The organism is Parvibaculum sp., assembly GCF_030694575.1.
In the GTDB taxonomy this organism is placed as follows: Bacteria; Pseudomonadota; Alphaproteobacteria; order Parvibaculales; family Parvibaculaceae; genus Parvibaculum.
In genome coordinates this window covers 1-6,237 of sequence record NZ_JAUYUS010000110.1, presented here as the reverse complement: position 1 = coordinate 6,237, position 6,237 = coordinate 1, and the positions used below count along the sequence as shown (strand labels likewise).

10 protein-coding genes are annotated in these 6,237 nt (G+C 62.0%); 4 read left to right on the top strand and 6 right to left on the bottom strand.

The window, feature by feature from the left end; genetic code table 11:
* The 3 genes from Q8S60_RS15560 to Q8S60_RS15550 all read right to left on the bottom strand — a co-directional run.
* A partial coding sequence (locus Q8S60_RS15560; protein ID WP_305668706.1) for a hypothetical protein occupies positions 1 to 182 on the bottom strand: 182 nt, incomplete at its 3' end.
* Between the two features lie 273 nt (positions 183 to 455).
* Positions 456 to 986, bottom strand: a complete 531-nt coding sequence (locus tag Q8S60_RS15555; RefSeq protein WP_305274872.1) for a porin family protein — start codon at positions 984 to 986, stop codon at positions 456 to 458.
* Positions 987 to 1,265: 279 nt separating this feature from the next.
* On the bottom strand, positions 1,266 to 1,733 hold the full coding sequence (locus Q8S60_RS15550) for a PaaI family thioesterase (protein ID WP_305274873.1): 468 nt from the start codon (positions 1,731 to 1,733) through the stop codon (positions 1,266 to 1,268).
* Positions 1,734 to 2,096: 363 nt separating this feature from the next.
* Here Q8S60_RS15550 and Q8S60_RS15545 point away from each other — a divergent pair, with 363 nt between their 5' ends.
* Positions 2,097 to 2,582, top strand: a complete 486-nt coding sequence (locus Q8S60_RS15545) for a hypothetical protein (protein WP_305274874.1) — start codon at positions 2,097 to 2,099, stop codon at positions 2,580 to 2,582.
* 131 nt (positions 2,583 to 2,713) lie between these two features.
* On the opposite strand, the gene Q8S60_RS15540 is transcribed toward Q8S60_RS15545, so the two are convergent.
* The gene (locus tag Q8S60_RS15540; protein WP_305274875.1) at positions 2,714 to 3,247 is read right to left on the bottom strand and encodes a PAS domain-containing protein; all 534 of its coding nucleotides are present in this window, start codon (positions 3,245 to 3,247) and stop codon (positions 2,714 to 2,716) included.
* A gap of 139 nt (positions 3,248 to 3,386) precedes the next feature.
* Positions 3,387 to 3,944 (bottom strand): PAS domain-containing protein, encoded by a 558-nt coding sequence (locus Q8S60_RS15535; protein ID WP_305274876.1) that lies wholly within the window; start codon positions 3,942 to 3,944, stop codon positions 3,387 to 3,389.
* Positions 3,945 to 4,071: 127 nt separating this feature from the next.
* Here Q8S60_RS15535 and Q8S60_RS15530 point away from each other — a divergent pair, with 127 nt between their 5' ends.
* Both Q8S60_RS15530 and Q8S60_RS15525 read left to right on the top strand, forming a co-directional pair.
* Positions 4,072 to 4,422, top strand: coding sequence for a type II toxin-antitoxin system RelE/ParE family toxin (locus tag Q8S60_RS15530; RefSeq protein ID WP_305274877.1), 351 nt, complete (start codon positions 4,072 to 4,074; stop codon positions 4,420 to 4,422).
* A gap of 2 nt (positions 4,423 to 4,424) precedes the next feature.
* Positions 4,425 to 4,724: a helix-turn-helix domain-containing protein gene (locus Q8S60_RS15525; protein ID WP_305274878.1), complete on the top strand. Its 300-nt coding sequence runs from the start codon at positions 4,425 to 4,427 to the stop codon at positions 4,722 to 4,724.
* Between the two features lie 53 nt (positions 4,725 to 4,777).
* Here the strand turns inward: Q8S60_RS15525 and Q8S60_RS15520 are convergent, their stop codons facing one another.
* Entirely contained in the window at positions 4,778 to 5,632 is an 855-nt protein-coding gene (locus Q8S60_RS15520) for a hypothetical protein (RefSeq protein ID WP_305274879.1), read from the bottom strand.
* Between the two features lie 455 nt (positions 5,633 to 6,087).
* On the opposite strand from Q8S60_RS15520, the gene Q8S60_RS15515 reads away from it, so the two are divergent.
* Positions 6,088 to 6,237 (top strand): acyl-CoA dehydrogenase N-terminal domain-containing protein (locus Q8S60_RS15515; RefSeq protein WP_305668707.1); only part of this gene is annotated, 150 nt, incomplete at its 3' end.

Here is a 6,237-nt window from a genome sequence, read left to right as displayed (position 1 = left end):
GCACCGAGTGGACGCATTACGATCTCGACAGCGACCAGGTCGAAGACCTCAGCGCGCAGCTCATCTTCGCGTTCTGATGCGCTGAAAGTTCGGTTCCCTGAGGGGGGAAGCCGGGAGGGCAGGCGGCCGTTCCGTTCACACGGAGCGGCCGCTTTCGTTTTGAAAGAGTCGTTGCGCTGCAACCACTCTTCCTTCCACCCTCCCTTGAGGGAGGGTCGACAATTTGTGAGCGAAGCGAAACAAATTTCGGGGCGGGGGAGAGGAAACTCTGCGCCCCCGCCCCATAAAATTCTTCGCGTCGCTCGAATTTTCTGACCCTCCCACAGGGGGAGGGTGGAAGGAAGAGTGCTAGGGGCGCAGACAACCTTCAAAAACGAAAGCGGCCGCCCCGTGTGAACGGAACGGCCGCCTGCCCGCCCGGTTTCCCCCCGCAGGGAACCGATACTGCTTTCGTGTCAGAACGCGAAGATGAGCTGCGCGCTGAGGTCGTCCACGTTGTCGCTGTCGAGATCGTAATGCGTCCACTCGGTGCGGAGCGACATGTTCTCGGTGAGCGAGAAGTCGAGGCCGGCGCCGCCGAGCCAGCTCAACTCGCGGCCCGAACCGACATCGTCGTAATTGTGGACGCCGCCCTTGCCGTAGACGGCCATGGTGTCGGACAAGGGAAAGGAGACGAGAAGTTCGGCGCCGTAGGTGTCGACGCTGTCGCTGACGCCGCCGACCGTTATGTCGGTGAGATCGGCGTAAAAGCCTTGCACGGCAAGGTACTGATTGAGACGCCAGCCGGCGAGACCCTTCCAGGTCCAGTCGTCGTCATTGTCGGACCAGCCCCAGCCGAGACCGCCACCGACATAGAGACCGGGTTGGAAAGCCGTCTGGTTGTAGACGTTTCCACGGGTCTGCTCCTGTGCGGCCGCGCCTGTGGCGAAGCCAGCGAGACCCAGAGCGACGCCGGCGGCGCAAAGAGTGCGAAGTGCGGATTTCATTATGTTCAGAGCCTCGTCTTGTTTCCACGAGCGCCCCGCAAGCCCGAGTGGACAATTGCCCTGCAAAGCCCGCACACGCAAGGGCCTGTTGCGCCGATGCGGCGCCAGATTGTTGCCACAATCGAACAAGTGCCTGCGGCACATGAACTTTTCGCGACGGAATATTATGGAGAGCACGGAAACGCTGCATGTTTTCGAGGCAGCGTGCCCTACGTGCAACAGCTTTGTGTGAGTGAGCGTGAAGAAACCGCGCGGCGGAGAATCGCCGCCATGCTCCGCTCACGGAGCTTTGGACTTGCCCGGCCCGCCCTTGCTCATGTCGATGAGCGGCATCATGCGAACGGTGGAGGAACCCTTTGCCAGCACGTTTTTTTCCGCATCGAGCAGACGGCCTTCGAGGAAGATGGTGGAGCGGCCGCGCCGCTCGATCCAGGCTTCGGCGACGAGAAGCCCCGGCTGCGCGGGACGGAAGAAGCTGATCTTGATTTCAAGCGACATCGGCGTCATCTCGAAATTCGTCACGCACATGGCGGCGCGCGCCATCGCGGCATCGATCCAGCCGGTGACGAAACCGCCCTGCACCACGCCGCCCGAATGGCACATGCGCATCTGCGCCTCGCATTCGATGGCGGCACGGCCCTGTTCGGCATCCATATACAGTGTACGGACGATACCGAGCGCGCCGCCGAGACCGTCTTTCGGGTTGGCGTCGTCGAAGTTCCTGGCGGGCGTGGCGATCTCGTTCATGGGGTCTCTTCCGATGATTTCGGGAATGGCGTTTGGCCGCATCATAGGGATTTCGGACGGCCGCGCACGGTTCAAAAACAGGCGGCGCGATGCTCGCACATGGACTGCACCCCGGGGATAAGGCCCCGTCTGTCATCGAACTGTCACTGAACTGTCATGAAGCGGTTTCGGGGGCTTCCGGGACGCCCGCCGGCGGCACTTGTCCCCGCCCTCCGGACACTCGGGGGAGGGCCCGGACGGCATTTATCCCCTCCCCTTCCGGCTGCCCCATGCGAGGATAAACCGGCATCGGGACCGGCGGACGGCAAGGACGCCGATCCGGCCCGATTCGGCCCGAGCCGATAAAGACGCCAGGGAGGATAAATGGACGGGGACAAGTTTCGGCGGGCGGCGAAGGCGAGCGGCGGAAAACGCGCGAGGCGGCTTTTTCTTGTCCCCGCCCTTCTCGCCTGTGCGCTGGGGATTTCTTCCGGCGCGGCGGCGGCGCGGACGATGAGCGCGGCGGACCATGAGGCCGCGATGACGGACCTGGCGGAGACGGAGGCCGCGATGACGGCGGCGGAGGCGGCGCTCGGCGAGGCGGCGACGCGCAACGAGGCGGCGGCGCGACGGGACGACCTCGCGGCGCGGCTCGACCGGCTGCGCGTCATGATGGTGGACGCGGCGAAGCGCGACCGGATCGGCGCGCGGGGAAGTGTCGTCACGCCGGAGCGGGAACGGGCGCGCGGGATCGTCGCGGAGGCGGGCGCGCTGGAGGACCGGCTTCAGGATTTATGGGTGATGTGGTCGATGCGGGCACGGGGCGAGACGGAAGCGGCGGGTTTCGCGCTGGCGCCCGTCACCCGCTGAAAATCACCCGCTGAAAAGACCTATACGGAGCGTTCAGGCCCGGGCGGAGCGGGATGCACCTGAACCGGAGACACGCAATGCGGTGATGGGGCTGGAGTTCAGGGCGAAGGTGGAGTGAGGCCCCCGGCCGCTCAGCGGGAGGACGCTTCCCGCTCGGGCACGAAATCGACGATGGCGAGGATCTTGTCGACGCGCTGCTCGCTTTCGCCCATCGGCAGGAGCAGCACGCTGTAATGCACATAGGTGCGGTTGCGGTAGAGCCAGACGGCGGACGCGGTGTGCATGTAGAGGCAGCCCTGCGCCGAGACGAGGCGATAGGGCGCGAGTGCGATCCCGGCCGTCGCGCCGAAGACCTCTTCCGGCGTGCGGCCGACGGGACTGGTCTCGCCGAAGAAATCGGCGATGGCGCCGCCGACGACGCGGTAGCGGTAGACATCATCCGGCAGCACGTCGAGCAGATAGACATGGGAGAGATGCGCGCGCAGCACCATCGGATCGAAGGCGGAGCGCGGCGGAAAGCGGCGGCTGCCGCGAAGCCGCTCCCAATAATCGAGCACGGCAGGCAACGCCTCGCCATCGAGATGCGGCCGGATTGCGTCCGGCCCGCCTGAATATTCGGCCTGGACGGCGGATGCGTCGTCCCTGACCGGCAATGTAAAGTGCATGCCTGCCTCCCTCCATTGAAAGGCGCCCCCGTCTGCACTGCCATCTTCTGCCCGGGGGCATTAACAGGCAGTTACATGCAAGTAATCAGAATACGGAATATTTGTCGGGAGAGAGCGGGAGGCATGCGTCGCGCCCGGCTCAGGACCGCGCGCCGTCCTCGCCGAGAAATTCGGCGCAACAGAGAACCTTGTTCACCGCCTCGTCGCTCTCGCCGAAGGGAAGCAGCAGCACCTCGTAATGGACATAGGTGCGGTCGCGATAGAGCCAGCTCGCCGACGCCGTGTGCATATAGGGCGTGCGGGCGTCGCGGCAGATGCGCAGCGGCGACAGCGCGACTTCCGCATTGGCGCCGAACACGTCCTCGGGCGTCATGCCGGCCGGATTGCCGACGCCGAAAAATTCGGAAATGAGCGAGCCGACGACGCGGTAGCGGAAGCTGCCGCCTGGCGCCACGTCGAGCAGGAAGATGTTGGGCAGATGGCGGCGCATCTCCATCGGATCGAAATCCGAGCGCGAGGGGAAACGGCGCGCGCCGCGAAGCCGCAGCCAGTAGTCGAGCACGTCGAGCGGCGCCTGCGCGGTGAGATGCGGCCGGATCGCCTCCGGCTCGCCCCAATATTCCGCCTGAATGGCGGCCGATGGCGGCACGCGCGGCGCGTCGGCGCCCGGCGGCGCGGATTGCTCGTCATTGCTCATTATTGCCCTCCGGGCCCGGAGTATAGCCGGAACCCTCATCCCACGGACAGTTTGGGACGGAGGGCCTTAAGGGGAGGTTTATGGGGAGAGTTGACTTTTTATATAAGTGGTTATATAAAGAGACTTCATGGGCGCGGACAAGAAGAAGCAGGCGGTTTTTGAAGGCAGCTCGCTGGACGAGCTGCTCGCCTTCCCGCCCCCGGCGCGAGAGAACGCAGGCTTCCAGATATACCTCGTGGAACTTGGGCGCGATCCCGACGACTGGAAGCCGATGAAAGGCATCGGCGCGGGCGTGCGGGAGATAAGGATTGCCGGAGCGGACGGACAATTCCGCGTCATCTATGTCGCGAAGTTCGAGGAAGCGGTCTATGTGCTGCATGCCTTCGCGAAGAAGACGCAGAAAACGCCGCAGCGAAACCTCGACATCGCGGCGGCACGGTACAAGGCGCTGGTCAAGAAACGGCGCGAAAGGAGTTGAGTATGGCGGAGAAACCGAAGACCCCCGAAAAAGCCTATGACAGCGTCTGGCAGGCGCTTTCGAAGGACGAAGCGGAAGCCGAGACGATGCGGCTGCGCGCGGATTTGCTGATCGCATTGCGCGACCGCGTGAGCGCCTGGAAGCTGACACAGGCGGAAGCCGCGAAGCGGCTCGGCATCTCCCAGCCGCGCCTCAACAACATGCTCCGGGGACAGATCGAAAGCTTCAGCCTCGACATGCTGACGCGGCTCGCGATCCGCGCGGGGCTGAGGGTGGAGATGAAGTTGAGGAAGGCGGCGTAACGAGCGCGGAGACGTCGGACGGCGCGGAGAAGGCTATTCCAATCGCAGCATGGCTAGTAAAAGCTCACAGAGAACTCTCCGTTAGGTTGAGCAGGATTGCCGTCTGCGTCGGAAAAAGCCATCCGCGCGCTCGACCGTGCTTTCATGCATTTAAATGTTTTGGCCGGCGCGAAATCGTCAGGCAGCAACTGAAGATCGTCGGGCAGCGTTAGCTGTTGATCCAGATAGCGTCTGGTGCCTTCGAATTTCTCGCGATCTCCTTTTAGGAAGTTCAGCCCCTCCTGCACAATTTCCTTTTGCAAGAAGTACGACCAATTCAAGCACCAAAAACTTCGGTCCAAGAAATCCTGCGGCACCTTTTCAATCTTCCAGGGGGGAGAGATTTTGCATATTGCGGAAGATTGTCGAGCTACATGACAATCGAGATCGCCAAGTAAATTCTCGACCACCAAATCTTCTGCTTCAGGCAAAATTACGCACCCGGCCCAGTTTTGGGCATCGCCATATCTAGACAACCTTTTAAATGCGTCACTAAGAAAAATGTGTGGTTCCTGGTCAACAGCGACGGACCCGAGAGATATCGCGCCTCTCAAGGGATACTGATGAGCGAAAAACTTCTCCATCAGCTCGCAAGTAGAAAGGATAAAATCTCCGACGCTCTTCGGGCTTATTGGCTTCGAGACAAGTACGAGCGTATCGAAAACAAACTCGGCAATTTCAAAGTTGGGCGGAGGAGTTGAAGGGCTTCCCTCAACGGGCCGCGGCGATAATGCAGCAGTCTTCGCATCCCGAGTTAGAGGTACATACTCCTGCATGATGTTCAAGAGGTTTGCCGCAGATGACGAAATCTTGGAGTCGAAACCAAGAACATCGAGCATCGCTACTAGGCGGTTTTGGTATAGGTCCATAGTTGGCCCTTTGGATTTAGGACTCTCCCTATCCGGGAGTCGGTCTACGCCCGTAGCTCCTTATATCACCCCTCGACTCCCACCCCCTTTTCCTCCATATTCCGCGCCGCTTACTGACAAAATTGAAGGCAGTAGGGGAGGCACCCTAGGGCGCTGAAAACGGGCCGGGGCGGGCGGCGTTGACGCTGCGTCTTTGGGGGCTTAAGCCTTCTTCCGCCCTGTCATGACCCGGCTTGTCCGGGCATGACGATCAAGATCAAAAGGCCGCGCCGGAGCCCGCCGGGCGGAGAGTGCGGAGAGGCCCATGGGCCCCGGCTTTCGCCGGGGTGACACTGAAATTTGAATTGGGTCTCGGCGTTTCCGGATTTTCGCCGGAAGGCGCCGTCCCGGATGACACAGAGTTTTTAGAGACACCTCGAGTTCAGAAACCAAAGCCCCAGCGAAGGAGCGCGACCATGCCGAGTTACAAGGCCCCTGTGGAAGATTTCCTGTTCCTGTTCCACGAGCTTCTGCAAATCGACAAGCGGAGCGACGTGCCGGGCTTCGGCGACCTGACGCCGGACATGACGAGCGCGATCCTCGAAGGCGGCGCGAAATTCTGCGAG

What these genes read in the sequence shown, in the direction of transcription:
- Q8S60_RS15535 (WP_305274876.1), bottom strand. Translation starts at nt 3,944, where the DNA reads ATGAGCAATGACGAGCAATCCGCGCCGCCGGGCGCCGACGCGCCGCGC.
- Q8S60_RS15550 (WP_305274873.1), bottom strand. Translation starts at nt 1,733, where the DNA reads ATGAACGAGATCGCCACGCCCGCCAGGAACTTCGACGACGCCAACCCG.
- Q8S60_RS15555 (WP_305274872.1), bottom strand. Translation starts at nt 986, where the DNA reads ATGAAATCCGCACTTCGCACTCTTTGCGCCGCCGGCGTCGCTCTGGGT.
- Q8S60_RS15545 (WP_305274874.1), top strand. Translation starts at nt 2,097, where the DNA reads ATGGACGGGGACAAGTTTCGGCGGGCGGCGAAGGCGAGCGGCGGAAAA.
- Q8S60_RS15525 (WP_305274878.1), top strand. Translation starts at nt 4,425, where the DNA reads ATGGCGGAGAAACCGAAGACCCCCGAAAAAGCCTATGACAGCGTCTGG.
- Q8S60_RS15530 (WP_305274877.1), top strand. Translation starts at nt 4,072, where the DNA reads ATGGGCGCGGACAAGAAGAAGCAGGCGGTTTTTGAAGGCAGCTCGCTG.
- Q8S60_RS15540 (WP_305274875.1), bottom strand. Translation starts at nt 3,247, where the DNA reads ATGCACTTTACATTGCCGGTCAGGGACGACGCATCCGCCGTCCAGGCC.
- Q8S60_RS15520 (WP_305274879.1), bottom strand. Translation starts at nt 5,632, where the DNA reads ATGGACCTATACCAAAACCGCCTAGTAGCGATGCTCGATGTTCTTGGT.